This window comes from Teichococcus rhizosphaerae (genome assembly GCF_002631185.1).
In the GTDB taxonomy this organism is placed as follows: domain Bacteria; phylum Pseudomonadota; class Alphaproteobacteria; order Acetobacterales; family Acetobacteraceae; genus Pseudoroseomonas; species Pseudoroseomonas rhizosphaerae.
In genome coordinates, this window is record NZ_PDNU01000003.1 from 89,891 (window position 1) to 109,040 (window position 19,150).

Here is a 19,150-nt window from a genome sequence, read left to right on the forward strand (position 1 = left end):
AAGGCAAGCGCCGGCTGCGCAGGGCAGGAACCGGCACGGGGAAAGGCGGCGCCGGGGGCTTGCCCCCGCCGCCCCCCGGGGGCAGGCTGCCGGGCACGAGGAAACGGGAAGAAAGCGGGACCCATGAGCCTGAAGGGGTGGGAGTGGCTGGCGCGGAGCATCGCGCGCTCCGGGCAGAGCCATGTCTTCTTCATCGACGCCGTGCTGCGGCCGACGCTGATGGCGCTGGAGGCGCAGGGGGTGGTGCCGGTGCTGGCGCATTCCGAGAAGGGCGCCGCCTACATGGCCGATGGCTATGCGCGCGTGGCCGGCCGCCCCGGCATCGTCGCGGCGCAGTCGGTGGGCGCGGCCAACCTCGCCGCCGCGCTGCAGGATGCCTGGCTGGGCCGCGTGCCGATGCTGGCGCTGACCGGCCGCAAGCCGCACCACGCCCAGCACCGCAACGCCTACCAGGAGGTGGCGCACGCGCCGCTCTTCGCGCCCGTCACCAAGGCGGGCATGGCGGTGGAGGCGGCCTCCGACCTGCCGCGCCTGTTCCGCCAGGGCTGGTCCGCCGCCGTCGCCGCCCCGCCCCGCCCCATGCATCTCGACCTGAACGGGCTGATGGCCGAGATCGTCGAGCAGGGCGACACCGGCGCCACGGAACCCGCCGACCTGTCCGCCTGGACCGCCCCGCGCCACCGCCCGGCGGGCGATGCCGGCGACGTGGCGCGCCTCGCCCGCCGCCTGCTGGAGGAGCCGCGCATCGCCATCGTGGCCGGCGACGGCGCCGCGCTTTCGGGCTGCGGCGCGGAGCTGCTGGAACTGGCGGCACGGCTGCGCGCGCCCATCGCCACCAGCCTCGGCGCGCGCGGGCTGGTGCCGACGCGCCACAGGCTGCATGTCGGCGTCGTCGGCAGCTACTCGGCGCCGCCGGCCAACCGGGTGGTGCATGGCGCCGGGCTGGTGCTGATGATCGGCTGCGATGGCGGCGACCAGGTGACGCATGCCTGGCGCGTGCCCGCGCCCGGCACGCCCGTCGTGCAGATCGACGCCGACGCGCTGGAGCTGGACCGCTGCCCGGCCGAGATCTCCGTCTGCGGCGACCCGCGCGCGACGCTGGAGGCGCTGCTGGAGGCGCTTGGCACGCCGGAGCGGGACAGCGCCTTCCTCGACCACGCCGCCGGGCTGGTGGCTGAGTGGCGGCAATCCATGGCGGCGCGCCTGGCCAGCGACGAGGCGCCGATCGACCCGGCCCGGCTCTGCGCCGAGATCTCTGGCGCCCTGCCGGAGGACGGCATCCTGGTGGCCGATACCGGCTATTCGGGCATCTGGACGGGCACGCTGGTGGAGTTCAACGGCGCGGGGCAGCAATACCTGCGCGCCGCCGGCTCGCTGGGCTGGGCCTTTCCGGCGGCGCTCGGCGCGAAATGCGCGGCCGGCGCGCGCAAGGTCGTCTGCTACAGCGGCGACGGCGCGCTCTACTACCACCTCACCGAGCTGGAAACGGCCAAGCGCCGGGGCATCGCGGTGACGCTGGTGGTGAACAACAACAAGGGCTTCGGCCAGGGCTGGCCCAACCTGGTGCGCGCCGCCGGCAACCGGCCGGAGGTGGCGGGCACGCTGCTGCGCTTCGGCGAGCACACCGATTTCTGCGCCCTCGCCGCCGGCTTCGGCCTGCGCGGCATCCGCGTCGAGCGGCCGGACCAGATCGGCCCGGCGCTGCGCGAGGCCATGGCGTCGGACGAGACGGTGGTGGTGGAGGTGATGACCGGCATCGACCACCGCGCGCCCGAGCCCTGGACCCCCGAAGCGTGAACCGGAAGGGTTGAACCGCATGAACATCGCCATCATCGGCGCCGGGCTGATGGGCCACGCCCTGGCGCTGGTCTTCGCCATCGGCGGCCACCGCGTCACGCTGACGGACAACAGCGCCGAGGCGCTGGCCCGCGCGCCCGGGCTGATGGAGAAGGCCCGCGGCACGCTGGAAGGCGCGGGCGAGGCGGGCGGCCTTTCCGCCGCGGCGCTGCGCGAGCGCGTCACGCTGCATCCCACCCTGGCCGGGGCGGTGGCCGAGGCGGGGATGGTGATCGAGGCCATCATCGAGAAGCCCGAGCCGAAGCGCGCCCTCTACGCCGAGCTGGACGGGCTGATGCGCCCCGACGCCATCCTGGCCAGCAACACCTCCTATCTCGACGTGTTCCCGCTGATGCCGCCCGCGCGCCTGCCACGCGCCATCATCATGCACTGGTACACGCCGCCCTATCTCGTCGATCTGGTCGATCTCGTCGGCAGCCCGGAATGCCCGGAGGCGCTGCTGGAGGAGGTGCGCGCCATGCTCGCCGCCATGGGCAAGGTGCCGCTGGTGATGCGCCGCTTCCTGCCCGGCTACATCGCCAACCGGCTGCAATCGGCGCTCAGCCTGGAATGCTACCGGCTGATGGACGAGGGCTACGCCACGCCGCAGGAGATCGACGAGGCGATCATCCACGGCCTCGGCCTGCGGATGCTGCTGCTGGGGCAGATGGCCAAGAGCGACCTGACCGGCCTGCCGCTTTCCGCCCAGGCGCTGGCCAACCGGATGTACGAGCCGCCGAAGCCGCGCGGCCACAGCGACACGCTGGACCGGGCGCTCGCCGAGGGCCGCACCGGCGTGATGGCGGGCCGTGGCCTGTATGACTGGGGCGGCGAGGACCCCGCCACCCTGCTGGCCGAGCGTGACCGCCGGCTGCTGGCGCTGAAGCGCGCATTCCGCGAGATCGGCCCGATGGCCGGCCACGCCCAAACCCCGCAGAAGGCATAGAGATGATCCGCTACGAACTCTCCGGCAAGACGGCGCTGGTGACCGGGGGCGCCTCCGGCATCGGCCTCGCCACGGTGAAGCGCCTGGCGGGCGGCGGCTGCCGCGTCGCCATCAACCACCTGGCCGACGACCCGCGCGGCGCCCAGGTGGTGGCCGAACTGCGCGCCGCCGGCCACGACGTCATCTCCGCCCCCGGCAATGTGGGCGACGCCGCCGACGGCCCGCGCATGGTGGAGCAGGCGGTGGCCGATCTCGGCGGCCGCCTCGACTACCTCGTGAACAATGCCGGCACCCCCGGCACCAGCAGTCTGATCCCGCCCACGGCGCTGGAGCGGCTGACCGAGGAGCTGTGGCAGACTGTGCTGCAGGTGAACCTGCTCGGCGTGTTCCGCTGCGCCAAGGCGGCGGCGCCGGCGCTGAAGGCGGCGCGCGGCGCGGTGGTGAACGTGGCCTCCATCGCCGGCATGGACAGCCCTGGCAGCTCGATGGCCTATGGCGCCACCAAGGCCGGCGTCATCAGCCTCACCAAGAACCTGGCGCGCGGCCTCTCGCCCGAGGTGCGGGTGAACGCGGTGGCGCCGGGCGCCGTCGATTCCTCCTGGATGGTGGAATGGACCGAGGAGCGCCGCGCCGCCTCGGCCAGCAAGGCGCTGCTCAAGCGCCGCTGCCAGCCCGAGGACCTCGCGGAGGTCATCACCTTCCTGCTCGTCGGCGCCGGCATGGTGACGGGGCAGACCGTGGTGGTCGATGGCGGGCTGACGCTGGAATCCCGCTGATCCGGCGGCCGGGAGGCGCGGCCCTTGCCGAGGGCCGCGCCTCCTCGCGGGGCGGGAGCGCGCGGGCTTGCCGGCACAGGCCTTGCATAGCAGCATCCCCGCCAACAGCACCGGATGCACAGACATGGCCAAGGCCGACTCCGCCCGCTTCCTCCAGGACCTGCACGAGCTGCGCCGCATCGGCGCCTTCAAGACCGGCGTGCACCGCCCGACCTATTCGCCGCAGGACATGGAAAGCCGCCGCTGGCTGATGCAGCGGATGGAGGAGGTGGGGCTGGAAGCCTCCATCGACGGCATCGGCAACGTGTTCGGCCGGCACAAGGGCGCGGGGCCGCACCTCCTGGTGGGCAGCCACATCGAGAGCCAGAACGAGGCCGGCTGGCTGGACGGCGCGCTCGGCGTGGTGGCGGGCCTCGCCCTGGCCCGCGCCGGCCTGCCCGTCGATGTCTGCGCCTTCGCCGACGAGGAAGGGCATTTCGAGGGCGGCTTCCTCGGCAGCCGCTCCATCATCGGCGAGCTGTCCGACGAGGAGATCGACCGCAGCCGCAACCGCACCGACGGCACGCCGCTGCGCGACGCGCTGAAGGCGGCCGGGCTGGAGGGCCTGCCGCGCATGCGGATCGACCCCGCGCGCTACCGCGGCTTCTTCGAGATGCATATCGAGCAGGGCACGCAGCTGGAGCGGACCGGGCTGCGCATCGGCGTGGTCAGCGGCATCGTCGCCATCTGGCAGTGGCGGCTGCTGGTCGAGGGGCAGCAGGACCATGCGGGCGGCACCACCATGGCCGAGCGGCGCGACGCCGGGCTCACCGCCGTGCGCCTGCTCGCCGCCATCGACGCCGAGTTCCCCCGCTTCTGCGGCGAGCGCAGCACCTGGACCACCGGCCGCATCGCGCTGGAGCCCGGCGCGCCCAGCATCATCCCCGGCCGCGCCGACGTTTTGTTCCAGTTCCGCGACGTGTCGATGGACAGGCTGCGGGAGATGGAGGCGGGGCTGCGCCGGCTGGTGCAGGAAAGCAACCGCCGCGAGCGCTGCGAGACGACGCTGATCAGCGTGGCCAAGGCGACGCCCGCGCTGTGCGACGAGGGCATGATGCGCGCCCTGTCCGCCGCCGCCGAGGCGCTGGCCCCCGGCGCCTGGCAGGTGATGCCGAGCGGCGCCGGGCATGACGCGCAGTACCTGGCCAAGGTGATGCCGGCGGCCATGCTGTTCGTTCCCTCCATCGGCGGCGTCAGCCACCACTGGGCGGAGGACACCAAGGAGGAGGACCTGGCGCTCGGCATCGAGGTGCTGGTGGAGGGCGCCGCGCGCTTCCTGGCCGGCTCCAACTGAGGCCGCGCGGGGAGAAGGGCGCGGGCCGGCTCACTCCGTGCCGGAGACGCGGCGGGCGATGCCGCCCGCCAGCACCTCGGCCATGCAGTGGTAGCCAAGGTCGTTCATGTGCAGCCCATCGGGCGAGAGCATCGGCACCGGCTGGGGCAGGGCCTGCCAGAAGCGCATGATGGCGTAGCGCCGCATCAGCGGCAGCCCCTTCTCCTCCGCCACCGCCGCGATGCTTCCCACCACATCCTCGTAGAGTGCGGCGTCGGGGATGCGGGGGAAGAACTGCGGGTCGATCAGCACCAGGTCGAGCCGCCGCTCGCGCACCAGCGCCACCCCCTCGCGCAGCACCTGCGCGAAGGCCTGCGGCGTGATGCCGCGCAGCGCGTCATTGGTGCCGAGCTGCCACAGCACCACGTCGGGCTTCCACTCCTCGACCGAGGCGCGCATGCGGGCAAGGGTGGTGGAGGCGATCTCGCCGCCCACGCCGTCATTGCGGACCACGACGCCAATGCCGGGCAGCAGCCGCTCCAGCGCCGCCTTCAGCCGGGGGGGATAGGCCCGGCCGGGCGCCGAGGCGCCGGCCCCCGCCGTGGTGGAGGAGCCGATGGCCAGGATGCGCACCGGCCTCTTCTCCTTCAGCAGCGATGCCATGCGCGGCATCGGCCCGGCGAGGTCGCGCAGCGCGTCCGGCACGGTGCAGGCGGCGGGGACGTTGTCGGTGCTGACGGGAGGCGGCGCCTGGCCCCGGGCCGGGGAGGGCGGGAGATGGGCCGCGAGGCCCGCCAGCAGCGCGGCGCCGAGCAGCGCGGGGAGCCTCCGCCCGCCCCGCATCAGGAGGGCTGCGCCGCGGCCGGCAGGGTGGAAGGGCCGGCGCCGCGCCGCTTCTCGGCCAGGCTCAGCATGGACGCCACCAGCATCTGGGTGGCGATGCCGGCGGTGACATAGGCGATGTCGAAGACGGGGCCGCCAAAGCCCGTCTGCTTCAGCGCCACGCCGGTGATGCTGACCACAAGGCCCGTGCAGAACACCGGCAGCGAGTGCCGCCCCATCATCGACAGCGGATGGTGCCGGGGCAGGCCGCGCGCCCAGCCCTGCAGCGGGGAATGCGCCACCACATAGCACAGCGCCAGGACGTGCAGCAGGCGCGGCACCGACAGGAACTGCTTCTCCGGCACCGTGAGCAGGTCGGGCAGGAAGGGGATCCAGCCGGCCGGCGGCAGGCCGGGGCCGCGCATCACCACCAGCGCCAGCAGCAGATAGGCCAGCGCGGCGTACCAGGCGCCGCGATGGCAGGGCATGGCGGCGCCCCGCCGGTTGCGCCGCGCGCCGAGCGCAAAGCCGATGACGAACAGGAACTGCCAGGAGAGCGGGTTGAAGAACCAGCCGCCCGGCATCGGGTAAGCGGGCAGGTTGGTGCCGGTCAGCCCCGCCGCCGTGTAGAGCGCGGCCGACAGCGCCACGGCCACGGACAGGCTGCGCGAGGCCAGGTGAAGCAGCAGCGGCAGCATGCCGATCAGCACGAAGTAGAGCGGCAGGATGTTCAGGAAGCCCGGCTGGTAGCTGAGGGTGACGGCCGAGACCAGCGCCTCCGCCGGGTCCATCATCAGCGGCTCCAGCGCGATCACCGAGAACAGCCCGAAATCGCCCGTGCGGATGACGCCGAGGGCGAACACCGCGCCACCCAGCACCACCAGCGCCAGATGCGTCGTGTAGAGCTTCACCGCCCGGCTCGCCACCTTGAGCGAGACGGCGAGCCGCTGGCCGATCTCGTAGCGGCTGAAATAGGCCGCCGCGGCGGCATAGCCCGCGAACATCACGAACAGGTCGGCCGCGTCGGAGAAGCCGAAGTTCTTGTGCGTCACCTGCTCCAGCACGTTGCCGGAGACGTGGTTGATGAAGATCGTGATCAGCGCCACGCCGCGCCAGGCATCGAGCGCCGTGTCCCGCCCGGGGGAGGGGAAGGTCTCGGCGGGGCTCGGCCCCTGCGGGCTGGGCGGGGTGGATCGGGCGCGATGGAGCGGGTGCGATGGAGCGGGTGCCCTTGGCCGGAAAGAACGGAAGCGGAGCGGCGCGGTTGCAGGAGTGCCGCGCTCAAGAGCCGGTGTGGCGCCCGCCCGTTCCGGCCCATCAGCCCGCCGGTTCCGCTCAGGCGGGGATGAGGTCCACCGCCACGTTCAGGCTGTGCCGCCCGCCGCCCAGGATGATCCCGCGCAGCGGCGAGATGTCCTGGAAGTCCCGGCCCCAGCCCAGCACCACATGCTCGTCCCGCACCACCAGGTCGTTGGTGGGGTCGAGGTCCACCCAGCCCGCCTGGGCGCCGAGCCAGGCGCCCACCCAGGCATGGGACTGATCGGCGCCGAGATGCACCACGCCCCCCGGCGGCGGCAGGGTGCGGATGTAGCCGGACACGTAGCGCGCCGGCAGGCCGAGCCCGCGCAGCCCGCAGAGCATGAGGTGGGTGAAGTCCTGGCAGACCCCCATGCGCTGCGCCAGCACCTGCCCGACGGGCGTCGCGATGCCGGTGACGCCGGCGCGGAAGGTGAAGTCGCGGCGGATGCGGCCGTTCAGCTCCAGCAGCGCCGCCAGCACCGGCCGCCCCGGCGTGAAGGACTGCGCCGCGTAGTCCCGCGCGCCGGCATGCTCGGGCAGCAGGGGGGAGGGGAAGGTGAACTCCGCCACCGCCGCGTCGCGTGCCGCCTCGGCCGCCACCTGCTCCCAGGGCGGCGTCTGGTCGGCGGGCGGCGGGGCGGGGAAGGCCACCTCGATCTCCGCCTCCGCCACCACCTCGAAGCGGGCATGCGGGCGGTCGAGGAACAGCCAGGTGACGCGGTTGCCGAAATGGTCCACCGAGGAGGAAACGCGGGCCGGCTCCGGCGCGCAGGCCATCTTCTCCCAGCGCACCCGCTGGTGCGGCAGCGGGCGGGGCGAGAGGTGCAGCATGTGGCTGGCCATGTCCACCGGCTCGGCATAGCGGTAGGTCGTGGCGTGGCGGATGCGCCAGAGCGTCACGCGGCCCCCCAGAACAGCACCGAGGGCTCCTTGGCCATCTCCTGGCCCAGCGACTGCGCGGGCGGCAGCAGCGCGAAGTAGCGGCGGCTGACATGGTCCGACAGTGCGGCGACCTCGCCCTCCAGCGCGGCCAGGCGCGGGGCGAGCTGCACCGCGGCCAGCGCCGGGTCGTGCGCCGCCTGCACGGCCAGCGGCATCTCCTCCACGGCGGCCAGCAGCGCCTCGGCCTGCGGCAGCAGGTCCTGCTCCGGGCCGCCGCCGATATCCGCCAGCAGCCGGCCTATGGCGCGAAGCTGGAAGGCGAGCCCGCGCGGGTTGCCGGGGTCGGCCAGCACCAGGTCCAGCGCCGGCGCGGGCTGCAGCACGCCGAGATAGCGGCTCCGGTAGGTGATGACGCTGTCGCACAACTCCAGCGCCAGGCGCAGCCCGCCCTCGACGCGGCTGGCCGGCTGGTCCAGCGCGAAGCGGAGCTGGGCGGCGATGCTCTGGGCGCGCTCCACCCGGCGGCCGAGGTCGAGGAAGGCATGGCCGCCGGCGCGCACCATGTTCTCGGCCGCGGCGCCCGCCACGCCGGCGCAATAGCGCAGCACCCCGGCCAGCGCTTCCTCCAGCCCCTGCGCGCCACGGTGCTGCGCCGCCGCCTGCACCTGCACGGCGCGCAGCGGCAGGGTGAAGAGGGTGTGGATGTCGCCCGTCAGCCGGTCCCGCACCGCCCCCACGAGGCGGGCGATCTCGGCCATCTGCCGGCCCACCGCGCCACCCTCGCGCAGCGAGCGCCACAGCGCGGCCTGCAACGCCGCGCTGGCGGCGCCCCCGGGCGTTTCCTCGGCCGGCACCAGCCCGGCATGGCGCAGCGCGGCCGAGAGCGCCGCCAGCTCGGCGAACTCGCGCGGCAGCAGCGGGTCGCGCTCCAGCCGGGCCAGCGCCGCGCGCATCAGCCGCGCCGCGCCTTCCAGCCGCTCCACATGGCGGCCCAGCCAGAACATGTTGTCGGCCACGCGGGAGGGCAGCTCGCCCGCGGCGCGGCGGATCGGCAGGGGCTGGCGGGGCAGAGCGGCGGGGCCCAGGATCTCGGCGCCCTCCTCGGCCAGCACCCACACATCCTTGGCCAACCCATCCTGCGGCAGGCGGCCGGTCAGTTCCCCCGGGCCGCCCGGCACGCGCGCCAGGCCACCGGGCATCGCCTGCCACTCCGCCCCGTCCTGCGCCAGGAACAGGCGCAGGATCACCGGGCGGGGGGAGAGCCGCTCGCCATCGGCGCAGGGGGCCACGGAGGGCGGCATGTCGCGCGTCGCGGCCCAGTCCTGCGGGCGCTCGGCCAGGCGGCGCAGCAGCGCCTCCCGCGCCGCCTCCGGCATGAGCGCCGGGTGCTGGGCGGGGGCGCCGCCGTCGAAGGCGGGGCGCAGCAGCCATTCCCCGGGCGCGCGCAGCACCATCTCCAGCGTGCCGGGGCTGGCGAGCCAGTGCGTCTCCACCGAGGGCAGCAGCAGCGCCTCGCCCAGCAGGCGGCGGCAAAGCTCCGGCAGCAGGGCGGCCAGCGCCGGCGCCTCCACCATGCCGCAGCCGGGGGCGTTGACGATGCGCACCGCGCCGTTGCGCGCCGCGTCCATCAGCCCCGGCACGCCGCCATGGCCGCCGAACTCCAGCGGGTCGAGCTGGCGCCCGTCCATCCGGCGCAGCAGCACGTCCACCGGCTGCAGGCCGCGCAGCGTCTTGAGGAACAGGGCGCCGTTGCGCGCCGTCAGGTCGCCCGGCTCCACCAGCGCGCAGGACAGCTCGCCCGCCAGCAGCACATGCTCGAACCAGAGCGGGTGGTGAACCCCCGGCGTCAGCAGGGCAAGGGCGGCATTGCCCGGCCCGCGCGGCGAAAGGCGCTGCAGCGCGTCCTGCCAGCGGTCGAAGAAGGGGCGCAGCGGGCGCACCTGCTGGCCGCGGAACAGCCCGGGCACCACCCGCGCCAGTATGCGCCGGTTCTCCTGCGCGTGGCCGATGCCGGCGGCGCGGCTGGTGCGGTCGGCCAGCACGCGCCAGCCGCCATCCGCCGCGCGCAGCAGGTCGGCGGCGTAGGTGGTCAGCAGCGGGCCGGCGGGGGGGCGGTCCGCGGCGCGGCAGGGGCGCAGAAAGGCCGGGTTGGCGAAGACCAGCGCCGGCGGCACCAGCCCCTCGGCGAGCAGCGATTGCGGGCCGTAGAAATCGAGCAGCAGCCGCTCCAGCAGCCGGGCGCGCTGCGCCAGCCCCTCGGCCAGGGCGGCGAACTCGCGCGCCGGCAGCGGCAGCGGCACCGGGTCGCAGCGCCAGGCGCGGCCGGGCCGCGCGGCGCCGGGCAGCAGCGAGACGACCCCCTCATCCTCGAAGGCGCGGTCCAGCCGCCGCACCGCCTCGCCGATGCCGCGGCCGGCATAGTCCTGCGGCAGGTCGGAGAACGCGGCCAGCACCCGCCGCCAATGCGGGCGCACATGGCCATGGCCGTCCACCATCTCGTCGGGCGCGGAAGGGTGGGGGAGGGGGGCGTTCACCCCGCTCCCGGTATCACGCGAGGCGCCGCAGGTCGAGCGTCCGCCGCAGCTCCGGCGCGTCCACCCGCAGCGGCGCCGCGCCCGCCCCCTCGCCGCCGGCGCTGTGGCCGAAGGGGAAGAAGCGGGCGCGCCGCCGCGCCTCTGCCTCGTTGGCGTTGACGGGGAAGCGCTCGTAGTTGCGCCCGCCCGGATGCGCCACGTGGTGGCTGAAGCCGCCGAGGGAGCGGCCCGTCCAGCTGTCCCACAGGTCGAAGGTGAGCGGCGCCTGGGAGCGGATGGCGGGGTGCAGGGCGGAGGGCGGCGACCAGGCCTTGAAGCGGACGCCGCCCACGAACTCGGCGGCGCGGCCGGTGGGGGCCATGGGCAGGGCGTGGCCGTTCACCGCCAGGATGAATCGCTCGGGCGCGAAGCCGGTGGCGCGCAATTGCAGGCGCTCGGTGCTGCTGTCCACATAGCGGGCGGTGCCGGAGGCGGTGCTTTCCTCGCCCAGCACGTGCCAGGGCTCCAGCGCGTGGCGCAGCTCCAGCGCCACCCCGTGCATGGAAACCTCGCCCACCAGCGGGAAGCGGAACGCGAAGTGCGGGTCGAACCACGCCTTCTCCAGCGGCGCGCCGAGGCCGCGGAGCTCCTCGATGGCGTCGGCGAAGTCCTGCTCCGCGTAGTGCGGCAGCATGAAGTCGTCATGCAGGCGGCTGCCCCAGCGCACCAGCCGCCGCTCATAGGGGGTGCGCCAGAAGGCGGCTACGGCCGCGCGCATCAGCAGCATCTGCGCCGCCGACATGCGCGGGCTGGGCGGCATCTCGAAGGCGCGGAACTCCACCAGGCCGCGCCGGCCGGCGCTGCTGTCCGGCGAGTACATCTTGTCGATGCAGAACTCGGTGCGGTGGGTGTTGCCGGTCATGTCCGCCAGGATGTTGCGGAACAGCCGGTCGGTCAGCCAGGGCGGCACCTCCTGGAAGGGCCTCACCTGCTGGAAGGCGATCTCCAGCTCGTTCAGCGCGTCCTGCCGCGCCTCGTCGATGCGCGGGTGCTGGCTGGTGGGGCCGATGAACAGGCCGGAGAACAGGAAGGAGAGGCTCGGATGGTTGTGCCAGAAGCCGAGCAGCGACTTCAGCAGGTCGGGGCGGCGCAGGAAGGGGCTTTCCTCCACCGAGGCGCCGCCCATCACCACATGGTTGCCGCCCCCCGTGCCGACATGCCGCCCGTCCAGCATGAACTTCTCGGCCGCCAGCCCTTCCTCGCGCGCCAGGGCGTAGAGCTGCTCGGTGCGCTCCACATGCTCGGCCCAGGAATGGGAGGGATGGATGTTCACCTCGATCACGCCCGGATCGGGGGTGACGGAGAAGTGCAGCAGCCGCGGGTCGGAGGGCGGGCCGTAGCCTTCCAGCACCACCTTCCGCCCCTGCGCGGCGGCGGTGTCCTCGATGGCGGCGGTCAGCTCCAGCCAGTCCTCCACCATCTGGAGCGGCGGGTAGAACACATGGATCTTGCCTTCCCGCGCCTCGACGGTCAGCGCGGTGCGGACGAGGTCCGGCTCCTGCCGCCCGACCGCCGGCGCTTCCCGCCGGGGCGGCGTCCGCCGCAGCGCGGCGGCGGAAGGCAGCGGGCCTTCCGGCGTGGGGGCGGGGCCGGGATGGGGGCCGGGAAAGGGCTGGTGGCGCAGCGGGTGGCCGGGCGCCCCTTCGGCGGGTTCCGGCGCGCCGGGCAGGGAAGGCTGGGCGTGCAGCGCCCGGGCGGGCGGCAGGGGGCCGCGCGGGGCGAAGGGGTCGCGCTCGAACCCGGCGGGGATGCTGGCGGGATCGGCCCAGGGCAGGCTTTCCAGCGGCAGGCGGAAGCCGATCGGCGAATCGCCGGGGATCAGGAAGATCGGGTCGTCCTGGCGGAACAACCACAGCCCGCTTTCCCAGCCCTGCCCGCCGGAGGCGCGGCGCAGCGGCAGCACATGGCCCGCCGCGGCCGCCAGCCCCTGGCCGAACACCCTGGCAAGCCGCGCGCGCTCCAGCGGGTCCCGCAGCTTCGAATCCTCGGCGACGACATTGGCGGGGAGGCGCTTCTCCCTCCACAGGTAGTGGTGGATGTCCTCATGCGCCGGCTGGACGTAGTCCCCGGACAGGCCCAGCCGGGCGGCCAGCGCGCGGGCGAAGGCGCCGGCATCCTGCGCCGTGGCGTCGTCCGTGTCGTCGTCGGAGGCGAGGCGGGCGGGGTCGAGCCAGACCGGCTCGCCATCCGCGCGCCAATAGGCGTTCAGCGCCCAGCGGGGCAGCTGCTCGCCGGGGTAGTGCTTGCCCATGGCGTGCTGCACGGCCGCGCCCGGCGCCCAGAGCGGCAGCAGCCGGTTCAGCAGCCGGTTGGCGTGGCGCCGCTTGGTGGGGCCGAGCGCGGCGGTGTTCCATTCCGGCGCCTCCTGGTCCGTGGCGCTGACGAAGGTGGGCTCGCCGCCCATGGTCAGCCGCACGCCGCCCTCCGCGAGCTGCGCGTCCACCGCCTCGCCCGCCGCCTGGATGGCGGCCCAGGCCGCCTCCGAATAGGGCTTGGTGACGCGCGGCGTCTCGCGGATGCGGCGCACGCCCATGCCGAAGTCGAAGGTCACCTCCGCCTTGCTCATCAGCCCGGAGATCGGGGCGGCGGATTGCGGCTCCGGCGTCGCCGCCAGCGGGATGTGGCCCTCGCCCGCCATCAGGCCGGAGGTGGCGTCGAGCCCCACCCAGCCGGCGCCGGGGAGATAGACCTCGGCCCAGGCGTGCAGGTCGGTGAAGTCGGCCGCCGGGCCCTCGGGGCCGTCCAGCGGCTTCTGGTCGGCGACGAGCTGGATCAGGTAGCCCGACACGAAGCGCGCGGCGTAGCCCAGGTTGCGCAGGATCTGCACCAGCAGCCAGGCGCTGTCGCGGCAGGAGCCGCGGGCCTCCTCCAGCGTCTGCTCCGGGGTCCAGACGCCCGGCTCCATGCGCACCACATAGGAGACGCGCTGGCCGACGAGCTGGTTCAGCCGCATCAGCATGTCCACCGTGCCCTGGCGCTCGCGCGGCACCTCGTCCAGCAGCGCCCGCAGCAGCGGCCCCGGCGCCTCCGTCCGGCGGAAGGGCGCCAGCTCCTGCTCCAGCACCGGGTCGTAGGCGAAGGGCCACTGCTCCGCCTCGGGCTCCAGGAAGAAGTCGAAGGGGTTGATGGTGGCCATGTCGGCCACGAGGTCCACCGTCACCTCGAAGTGCCGCACCGCCTCGAGGAACACCACGCGGGCGAGGAAATTGCCCTGCGGGTCCTGCTGCCAGTTCAGGAAGTGCGGCCTGGGCGAGACCTGCAGGGCATAGGACAGGATCGGCGTGCGCGCATGGGGCGCGGGCCGCAGCCGGATGGTCTGGGGCCCCAGGGTGACGGGGCGGTCATAGACGTAGCGGGTGCGGTGCGTCAGCGCGACATGTATGGACATGCGAGATCCCGGCAATCGTTCCTGCGGCGCAGCATAGACCGCGCTTGCCACCGCTTGGAACGGCCAGCATCGCCCGGGCGCCCGCCTGTGACGGCCTGCCCCCGGTTGTGCGCCCCGGTCTGCCCGGCCCGGCTCAATCGGTGCCGCCAGCGCGCCGGGCGATCTCGGCGGCCGCGGCATTGGCGGCGGTGGAGGTTTCGGGCAGCCGGGGCAGGCTGGCCAGCAGGCCCAGCGTGCCGGGCCCGTCCTGGCGGAAGCCCGGCTGCTCCAGCGCCCGCGGCGCCAGGGAGGCGCGGCCGGTTTCCAGCGCGTCCGCCGCCTGCAGCAGTGCCGCCACCACCAGGGCGGGCGGCGCGCCCTGCTCGATGCCGAGCCGTGCCCGCACCGCCGCGCGCGCCCGGCCGAGCAGGGCCACCACGTCGGGCGGGGTCTCTGGCGACCAGTAGGGATCCCGCGCCAGGCCGTCGGTCAGGATCTCGAGATCGGCGACGGCCAGGGCGGCACGGCCGGGCTGCCCCTGCCAGCGCGACAGGTCGCCGAACTCCCAGGGCGCGCGCAGCGCCGCGCTGTGGATACGGTCGCCGAAGCCGACCTCGTAGCCGCCGATGCGGTAGTCCGTGCCTTGGCCACCCGCGCAGGCGGCGAGCAGGGGAAGGGCGAGGAGGGCGAGGGCGTGGCGGCGTTGCATGCCCCGGCAGATAAGGCGCCGCTCCCGCCGGGCCAGGGGCGGCGCGGAGAAGGGCGCTTCACGCTGCCGCGCGCCGCCCGGATTTCGCCCGCCACGCCCCGGCGCGACGATCCGCCCTTGCCGCCGCCGCCTTGCGCTGCCACACAGCCGCCGTTTGCCTCTGACCCCGCGCCACGCCCGGCGCCCCGGCCTCCGGAACCATGACCGAAGACCTGCCCAGCCCCGCCCTGCTGCCCTCTGGCCTTTCCGACCTGCTGCCCCCCGAGGCGGCACGGGAGGCCGCGTTGGTGGAGGCCATGCTCGCGGTCTTCGCCGGTCATGGCTATGAGCGGGTGAAGCCGCCGCTCCTGGAATTCGAGGACAGCCTGCTGGCCGGCTCGGGCGCCGCCGTGGCCGAGCAGACCTTTCGGCTGATGGACCCGGGCAGCCACCGCATGATGGGGCTGCGCGCCGACACCACGCCGCAGGTGGCGCGCATCGCCGCCACCCGCCTGGCCGACGTGCCGCGCCCGCTGCGCCTGTCCTATTCCGGGCAGGTGCTGCGCGTGCAGGGCAACCAGCTGGCACCCGAGCGGCAGATCCCGCAGGCCGGCATCGAGCTGATCGGCGCCGACAGCGCCGAGGCGGATGCGGAGGTGGCGCTGCTCGGCGTCGAGGCGCTGGCGGCGGTGGGCATCGGCTCGCCGAGCCTCGACATCACGCTTCCCACCATGGCGCCCGCCCTGCTGGACGCCGCCGGCGTGCAGGGCGACCTCCGCCGCCGCCTCGCCCGCGCGCTGGACCGCAAGGATGCCGCCGCGGTGGCCGAGCTCGCCGCCATCGCCGGGCCGCCCGCCATCGGGCTGGCCGCGCTGCTCACCGCCGCCGGGCCCGCCGACCGCGCGCTGGAGGCCCTGCGCGAGGCGGAGCTGCCCCCCGAGGCGCGCGCCATCGCCGACAATGCCGCGGCCATCGTCGCCGCCATCCGCGCCCGTGCGCCGGCCTTGCGCATCACGCTGGACCCGGTGGAGTTCCGCGGGCTGCAGTACCATGTGGGCGTGGCCTTCACCCTGTATGGCCCCGGCAACACGGGGGAGCTGGCGCGCGGCGGCCGCTACCGCAGCGGCGAGGAGCCGGCCACCGGCATGACGCTCTACCCCGATGCCGTGCGCCGCGCGGCGCCCGCCACGCCGGCCGCGCCGCGGGTCTTCATTCCGCTGGGGGCCGACCCGGCGGCGGCCGCGCGGCTGCGCGCCCAAGGTTTCATCACGGTGGCGGCGCTTTCGGCCGCCGACACGCCGCGGCAGCTCCGCTGCGGCCACATCCTGCGCGGCCACGACGCCGCGCCGATCGAGGAGATTGCTTGACCATGGCCAATGTCGCCGTGATCGGCGCCCAGTGGGGCGACGAAGGCAAGGGCAAGGTTGTCGACTGGCTGGCCAGCCGGGCCGACGTGGTCGTCCGCTTCCAGGGCGGGCACAATGCCGGCCACACGCTGGTGGTGGGCAACCAGACCTACAAGCTGAGCCTGCTGCCCTCGGGCGTGGTGCGCGGCAAGCTGGGCGTCATCGGCAACGGCGTGGTGCTGGACCCGGACGCGCTGCTCTCCGAGATCTCCCGCGTGCGGGGGCAGGGGCTGGATGTCGGCCCGCACAATTTGCGCATCGCCGAGAACGTGCCGCTGATCCTGCCGCTGCACCCGGCGATCGACAAGGCGCGCGAGGAAGCCCGCGGCGAGGCCAAGATCGGCACCACCGGGCGCGGCATCGGCCCCGCCTATGAGGACAAGGTGGCGCGCCGCGCCATCCGGCTCTGCGACCTGGCCGAGCCGGAGACGCTCTCGGCCAAGCTCGACGAGCTGCTGCTGCACCACAACACGCTGCTCAAGGGCCTGGGCGCTGCCACCTTCGAGAAGCAGGAGCTGCTGGACAAGCTGGTGGCGCTGGCGCCGAAGCTGCTGCCCTATGCCGAGGCGGTGTGGGAGCGGCTGGACGAGGCCCGCCACGGCAACAAGCGCGTGCTGTTCGAGGGCGCGCAGGCGGTGATGCTGGACGTGGACCACGGCACCTATCCGTTCGTCACCTCCTCCAACACGGTGGCGGGCAACGCGGCGGCGGGCGCGGGCATCGGGCCGCACGGCATCGGCACCGTGCTCGGCATCGCCAAGGCCTACACCACCCGCGTGGGCTCCGGGCCCTTCCCGACCGAGCTGTTCGACGATGTGGGCAAGCGCCTGGGCGAGCGGGGCCGCGAGTTCGGCACCGTCACCGGCCGCCCGCGCCGCTGTGGCTGGTTCGATGCCTGCCTGGTGCGCCAGGCGGTGAAGGTGGGCGGCATCCAGGGCCTGGCGCTGACCAAGCTCGACGTGCTGGACGGGCTGGAAGAGCTCAAGATCTGCACCGGCTACCGGATCGAGGGCGAGGTGGTGAAGCGCCTGCCCGCCGCGCTGGGCGCCCAGGCCAAGGCCGAGCCGATCTACGAGACGCTGGAAGGCTGGACCCAGTCCACCCAGGGCGCGCGTTCCTGGGCCGAGCTGCCGGCGACCGCCATCAAGTACGTCAAGCGCATCGAGGAGCTGGTGGAGGCGCCGGTGACGCTGCTCTCCACCTCGCCGGAGCGCGACGACACCATCCTGGTGAGCGACCCGTTCGCGGGGTGACGCGGTAGAAGGCCAGGGGCGCTGCCCCTGGACCTCGCCTTCGGCTTGGGCAACCCCGCGGGGCACGCGGCCGTTTTCCTGTCATCCCTCCGAGGAGGCAGGCATGGCCAGCACAGCGGAGAAGACCGACCCCAAACTGTGGGAGAAGGTCAAGGCCAAGGTCACGCGCGAGAACAAGGGCGGCAAGCCCGGGCAATGGTCCGCCCGCAAGGCGCAGCGCGCCGTCAGCGCGTACAAGGAAGAAGGCGGCGGCTACAAGGGCCGCAAGAGTGCCGACAACCACCTGCAAAAATGGCAGGACGAGGACTGGGGCACCCGCTCCGGCGAGAAGAGCGGCGAGACGGGCGAGCGCTACCTGCCCCGCAAGGCCCGCGAATCCCTCAGCAAGGAGGAGTACGACCGCAGCACGGCCAAGAAGCGGGCCGACACGCGCAAGGGCCGCCAGTTCAGCGCCCAGCCGCCGGACGTCGCGCGCAAATCCGCCCGCGCCCGCAAGGATGGCACCCCCACGCGCGAGGCGCTGACGGCCGAGGCGCGCAGGCGCGACATTCGCGGCCGCTCCCGCATGACCAAGGCCGAGCTGCAGAAGGCCCTGGAGCAGCGCGCATGAGCCTCGACCGCGACGAGACCATCGCCGAGTTCGGCAGGGTGGTGAACATGACGCCCGCCGCCCTGCGGAAGTGGCTGGCCACCAACGAGAGCCAGAGCGTCGGCATGACCAGCGAAGGGGAGAAGGTCACCGCCAAGGGGCAGGGCGAGGCGGTCGGCCACCAGATGGGCGGGCGCATCCTGGAGATCAAAGCCCGCAAGCAGGCGGAGCTGACGGATAACGACCTGGCCGACATGCGCAAGGTGATCGGCTACGTCCACCGCCCCGGCAAGCAGCGGCCGGGCGGCGACGTCACCGACACGCGCTGGCGCCATTCCCTGATGAACTGGGGCCACGACCCGCTGCTCTGAAAACGCTTCCGGGCGCCAGCGGCGGCCGGTGCGTGCGGGAGGCAAAGGGGGCCGGGGAAGCGGAACTTCCCCTGGCCGTCGTCACTCGGCGGTGAGCCGCCGCTCCATGATCTGGGTCTTCATGCTCTTCTGGAGCTTCTCGAAGGCCCGCACCTCGATCTGTCGCACCCGCTCGCGCGAGATGTTGTACTGCTGCGACAGCTCCTCCAACGTGGTCGGCTCGTCCTTCAGCCGCCGCTCGATCAGGATGTGGCGCTCGCGCTCGTTGAGCGTCTTGAGCGCCTCGCCGAGAAGCTGCCGGCGGTTGGACATGTCCTGCCGCTCGGCGATCTCGGTTTCCTGGCTCTCGCTGTCATCCACCAGCCAGTCCTGCCACTCGCCCTCGCTGTCGGCGCGGACGGGCGCGTTCAGCGAGTTGTCGGGCGAGGCGAGGCGGCGGTTCATCGACACCACGTCCTGCTCGGGCACCTGCAGCACGCGGGCGATCTTCTCGACCTGCTCGGGCTGCAAGTCGCCCTCCTCCAGCGCGGCCATCTGGCCCTTCAGCCGGCGCAGGTTGAAGAACAGCTTCTTCTGCGCGGCCGTGGTGCCCATCTTCACCAGCGACCAGGAATGCAGGATGTACTCTTGGATCGCGGCGCGGATCCACCACATGGCATAGGTGGCCAGGCGGAAGCCCCGGTCGGGATCGAAGCGGCGGACGGCCTGCATCATGCCGACATTGCCCTCGCTGATCAGCTCACCGACGGGCAGGCCGTAGCCGCGATAGCCCATGGCGATCTTCGCCACGAGGCGCAGATGCGAGGTGACGAGACGGTGGGCGGCCTGCTGGTCGCCATTGTCCTTCCATTCCTTCGCCAGGCGGAACTCCTCCTCCGGCGAAAGCATGGGAAACTTGCGGATCTCCTGGAGGTAGCGGGAAAGATTGCCCTCCGGGGCGATCGGAATCATCGAAGTGGAAGCCATGGTCAGCATCTGCCTCCTGCACCGGCCGGGAGCCCCTGTGACGGCGAGCCCCGGCGCCTGGTCC

The 19,150-nt window shown here is 73.7% G+C and carries 14 protein-coding genes and 1 pseudogene; 8 read left to right on the plus strand and 7 right to left on the minus strand.

The features are described 5' to 3' along the window. Positions 1 to 123 precede the first annotated feature (123 nt). From CR162_RS02840 to CR162_RS02855, 4 genes are all read left to right on the plus strand, one after another. Complete coding sequence (locus CR162_RS02840) at positions 124 to 1,797, plus strand: thiamine pyrophosphate-binding protein (RefSeq protein ID WP_099094026.1); 1,674 nt, start codon at positions 124 to 126, stop codon at positions 1,795 to 1,797. Between the two features lie 19 nt (positions 1,798 to 1,816). Further along, on the plus strand, positions 1,817 to 2,782 hold the full coding sequence (locus CR162_RS02845; RefSeq protein WP_099094027.1) for a 3-hydroxyacyl-CoA dehydrogenase family protein: 966 nt from the start codon (positions 1,817 to 1,819) through the stop codon (positions 2,780 to 2,782). Positions 2,783 to 2,784: 2 nt separating this feature from the next. Next, complete coding sequence (locus CR162_RS02850; protein ID WP_099094028.1) at positions 2,785 to 3,558, plus strand: SDR family NAD(P)-dependent oxidoreductase; 774 nt, start codon at positions 2,785 to 2,787, stop codon at positions 3,556 to 3,558. A 124-nt stretch (positions 3,559 to 3,682) separates the two neighbouring features. After that, a complete protein-coding gene (locus tag CR162_RS02855) occupies positions 3,683 to 4,891 on the plus strand; it encodes a Zn-dependent hydrolase (RefSeq protein WP_099094029.1) in 1,209 nt (402 codons plus the stop codon). Positions 4,892 to 4,921: 30 nt separating this feature from the next. Here CR162_RS02855 and CR162_RS02860 read toward each other — a convergent pair whose 3' ends face one another. From CR162_RS02860 to CR162_RS02885, 6 genes and pseudogenes are all read right to left on the minus strand, one after another. Beyond that, positions 4,922 to 5,713: an SGNH/GDSL hydrolase family protein gene (locus tag CR162_RS02860; RefSeq protein WP_099094030.1), complete on the minus strand. Its 792-nt coding sequence runs from the start codon at positions 5,711 to 5,713 to the stop codon at positions 4,922 to 4,924. Continuing rightward, positions 5,713 to 6,816, minus strand: a pseudogene (locus CR162_RS02865) (OpgC family protein); the annotation flags it as partial. The pseudogene CR162_RS02865 and the gene CR162_RS02860, both read right to left, overlap by 1 nt. A gap of 211 nt (positions 6,817 to 7,027) precedes the next feature. Continuing rightward, on the minus strand, positions 7,028 to 7,891 hold the full coding sequence (locus tag CR162_RS02870) for a transglutaminase family protein (RefSeq protein ID WP_099094032.1): 864 nt from the start codon (positions 7,889 to 7,891) through the stop codon (positions 7,028 to 7,030). Continuing rightward, on the minus strand, positions 7,888 to 10,407 hold the full coding sequence (locus tag CR162_RS02875) for a circularly permuted type 2 ATP-grasp protein (protein WP_141563060.1): 2,520 nt from the start codon (positions 10,405 to 10,407) through the stop codon (positions 7,888 to 7,890). The genes CR162_RS02870 and CR162_RS02875 overlap by 4 nt, the downstream gene beginning before the upstream one ends. A 13-nt stretch (positions 10,408 to 10,420) precedes the next feature. Further along, positions 10,421 to 13,834 (minus strand): transglutaminase family protein, encoded by a 3,414-nt coding sequence (locus CR162_RS02880; protein WP_099094034.1) that lies wholly within the window; start codon positions 13,832 to 13,834, stop codon positions 10,421 to 10,423. Positions 13,835 to 13,967: 133 nt separating this feature from the next. Beyond that, complete coding sequence (locus CR162_RS02885; RefSeq protein WP_099094035.1) at positions 13,968 to 14,522, minus strand: hypothetical protein; 555 nt, start codon at positions 14,520 to 14,522, stop codon at positions 13,968 to 13,970. A gap of 200 nt (positions 14,523 to 14,722) precedes the next feature. Between CR162_RS02885 and CR162_RS02890 the strand changes: the two genes are divergently transcribed. The 4 genes from CR162_RS02890 (at position 14,723) to CR162_RS02905 (ending at position 18,120) form a co-directional block, all read left to right on the plus strand. Further along, positions 14,723 to 15,868: an ATP phosphoribosyltransferase regulatory subunit gene (locus CR162_RS02890; protein ID WP_099094036.1), complete on the plus strand. Its 1,146-nt coding sequence runs from the start codon at positions 14,723 to 14,725 to the stop codon at positions 15,866 to 15,868. A 2-nt stretch (positions 15,869 to 15,870) separates the two neighbouring features. Beyond that, positions 15,871 to 17,160 carry an adenylosuccinate synthase gene (locus CR162_RS02895; protein ID WP_099094037.1) on the plus strand — a complete coding sequence of 430 codons (1,290 nt, stop codon included), beginning with the start codon at positions 15,871 to 15,873 and terminating at the stop codon, positions 17,158 to 17,160. Between the two features lie 103 nt (positions 17,161 to 17,263). Continuing rightward, a complete protein-coding gene (locus CR162_RS02900) occupies positions 17,264 to 17,770 on the plus strand; it encodes a hypothetical protein (protein ID WP_099094038.1) in 507 nt (168 codons plus the stop codon). Then, the gene (locus CR162_RS02905; RefSeq protein WP_099094039.1) at positions 17,767 to 18,120 is read left to right on the plus strand and encodes a DUF3140 domain-containing protein; all 354 of its coding nucleotides are present in this window, start codon (positions 17,767 to 17,769) and stop codon (positions 18,118 to 18,120) included. The genes CR162_RS02900 and CR162_RS02905 overlap by 4 nt, the downstream gene beginning before the upstream one ends. An 81-nt stretch (positions 18,121 to 18,201) precedes the next feature. Here CR162_RS02905 and rpoH read toward each other — a convergent pair whose 3' ends face one another. After that, on the minus strand, positions 18,202 to 19,086 hold the full coding sequence (gene rpoH, locus CR162_RS02910; RefSeq protein WP_099094288.1) for an RNA polymerase sigma factor RpoH: 885 nt from the start codon (positions 19,084 to 19,086) through the stop codon (positions 18,202 to 18,204). Positions 19,087 to 19,150 lie beyond the last annotated feature (64 nt).

Coding starts and splice junctions, on each gene's coding strand:
- CR162_RS02890 (WP_099094036.1), top strand. CDS start 14,723: ATGACCGAAGACCTGCCCAGCCCCGCCCTGCTGCCCTCTGGCCTTTCC.
- CR162_RS02840 (WP_099094026.1), top strand. CDS start 124: ATGAGCCTGAAGGGGTGGGAGTGGCTGGCGCGGAGCATCGCGCGCTCC.
- CR162_RS02900 (WP_099094038.1), top strand. CDS start 17,264: ATGGCCAGCACAGCGGAGAAGACCGACCCCAAACTGTGGGAGAAGGTC.
- CR162_RS02880 (WP_099094034.1), bottom strand. CDS start 13,834: ATGTCCATACATGTCGCGCTGACGCACCGCACCCGCTACGTCTATGAC.
- CR162_RS02885 (WP_099094035.1), bottom strand. CDS start 14,522: ATGCAACGCCGCCACGCCCTCGCCCTCCTCGCCCTTCCCCTGCTCGCC.
- rpoH (WP_099094288.1), bottom strand. CDS start 19,086: ATGGCTTCCACTTCGATGATTCCGATCGCCCCGGAGGGCAATCTTTCC.
- CR162_RS02895 (WP_099094037.1), top strand. CDS start 15,871: ATGGCCAATGTCGCCGTGATCGGCGCCCAGTGGGGCGACGAAGGCAAG.
- CR162_RS02905 (WP_099094039.1), top strand. CDS start 17,767: ATGAGCCTCGACCGCGACGAGACCATCGCCGAGTTCGGCAGGGTGGTG.
- CR162_RS02855 (WP_099094029.1), top strand. CDS start 3,683: ATGGCCAAGGCCGACTCCGCCCGCTTCCTCCAGGACCTGCACGAGCTG.
- CR162_RS02845 (WP_099094027.1), top strand. CDS start 1,817: ATGAACATCGCCATCATCGGCGCCGGGCTGATGGGCCACGCCCTGGCG.
- CR162_RS02860 (WP_099094030.1), bottom strand. CDS start 5,713: ATGCGGGGCGGGCGGAGGCTCCCCGCGCTGCTCGGCGCCGCGCTGCTG.
- CR162_RS02850 (WP_099094028.1), top strand. CDS start 2,785: ATGATCCGCTACGAACTCTCCGGCAAGACGGCGCTGGTGACCGGGGGC.